Here is a 1,915-nt window from a genome sequence, read left to right as displayed (position 1 = left end):
AGACCTTACCCAAAAACGAGGGCATTCCACGGGGCAGGGTCACGGAGACGATCGCGTTTCCAGCATGGCCGCTCGGCGTCGCTACGCGGCCCCTCACGCCCATGCTGGAAACCGAAAGGCGCATCGGCTAACTATGCAACCGGACCAATCAGTGCAGGCAGTCCAAATGAAGCAATGGTTTTACAGAGAGTATTTTTGGTAGTCCATATATTGTAAATAAGTCCCTGCGCTAGGGATGCGACAAAAAAGAGGTTTGTTCTCTTGCGTGATTGTCTTTCGAACAGGAGGCGCTATCATAATAGACGGTTGATACGTATCGCTATGCTGACGTTATATTGTCGTTAATCCCAGTTTAACTTTCTGGAAACACCCATGACTGCCCGGACCGCTGTACTTTTCAAGGCTTACATGTGGAACGAGACGATCGGTCGTCTTTTCGAGCTCTGCAAGGCGCAGTCTCCAAGATCGGACCTATATATCCTGTATGATAACTCCCGCGGACAGGTCGATATACCGCCGGATATAATGGAACATGAAAAAGTTATTTTCATGCCATTCGCGTCTGCCGAAGAGATCGGCATGATCTGGGGGCCTAATGATTCAGTGTATGGCGGACACTGGTACAACGGGGACTATCATCAGAATCTTTTTATATTGAATCATCCGGATTACGATTATATTTGTCCGATCGAAAGTGACGTGGCGGTTCTGAATAACCTCGATGACATATTCGCTGCCATGGCGGCGCGTGATATCGATGCGGTTTATCAGCCCTATGAGACTGCCAACGCGTCCTGGCCCCATACCGCGGCATGTGCCGGATACTACGATCTGGACGCACCGATTAATAAAGGGTTGATCTGCATATCATTTTTTTCTCGTCGTGCTGCGATGCGGATTGCATTGCGCCGTATCGAGATGGCTGCACAAAAACGTAGTTCGGCACTGAGAACCTGGCCGATCGGTGAGGCTGTCGTGGCACACGAGATCGTGACGGCGGGGCTCCGCTGTGCCCCACTCAGTGAATTCTGCGACACGATGGAGCAGTATGATTGGGCGCCTGCCTATCTTGAATCCGAACTGAACGAAGACAAAGGACGTGCTTTCGTTCACCCCGTTATTCCATTCGCTGAAAAATTCGTCATTTCCAACTTCGTGCAGTGTTACAACGGCCTGAATTCTCCCAAAAAGATCGAACGCGGAATTGCGCTGGAACGTGCCCGCCGGATCAACAAATTCGAGGTTTACGCACGGTTATTCCATGTCGATCATGTCTGGATGCATGTCCATCACCGGACAGCGGTATTTCAGGCCGCGCAGGAAGGGTTGAGTGGATCGGCAGGGGCAATGATCGCCGAGAGGAACGCGGCCGACGCACACGCCATCTCCCGCCAGCTTAATATCGACCTCACGGCAGCTCAACGTCTCGTGTCCGACATGCCGCGTTATGACACGACTACGCTGTCGCTCAAGTCAGGGCAGATTTTGCAGTTGCCTCTCATGAATGGGGCTACGACGATCCGGGTGGCCTGTACGCAGCCGGCTGATCTCGTGCTTGAACTGAATCGAGTTGACGGCACCTGGGAAAGCAGGGCGCTTCGGCAGGAGGGTGTTGAAGGCAGTTTGTCGTTTTTCGTGGCTTTCTTGTCTGAAGGCTTTCGTCAGGCAACGTTGCGGTGCTCCGCGGCTCGACCTGCTCCAATTAATTGGCTTCAGATTTCAAGTGGTGGACAGACACTGTGAAACAGCCGGATGCGTTCTGTTTAGACCATTGAGGTTGCTCTGGCTTCTCTGAACCGGGACGCGACCGGCCGAACGAGACGTTGGAATGCAATTCGGTACAGCGATAGACTGTGACCCTGCCCCGTGGAATGCCCACGGATTTAAGTTAGGGTCTGTGCGTTGCTATATGCCG

1 protein-coding gene is annotated in these 1,915 nt (G+C 52.6%); it reads left to right on the top strand.

The features are described from left to right. Positions 1-372 precede the first annotated feature (372 nt). A complete protein-coding gene (locus B8446_RS14600; protein WP_048850885.1) occupies positions 373-1,743 on the top strand; it encodes a hypothetical protein in 1,371 nt (456 codons plus the stop codon). Positions 1,744-1,915: the final 172 nt, after the last annotated feature.

Source organism: Tanticharoenia sakaeratensis NBRC 103193, assembly GCF_000963885.1.
Taxonomy (GTDB): domain Bacteria; phylum Pseudomonadota; class Alphaproteobacteria; order Acetobacterales; family Acetobacteraceae; genus Tanticharoenia; species Tanticharoenia sakaeratensis.
This window is presented reverse-complemented; position numbering and strand designations above follow the sequence as displayed.

Coding starts and splice junctions, on each gene's coding strand:
- B8446_RS14600 (WP_048850885.1), top strand. CDS start 373: ATGACTGCCCGGACCGCTGTACTTTTCAAGGCTTACATGTGGAACGAG.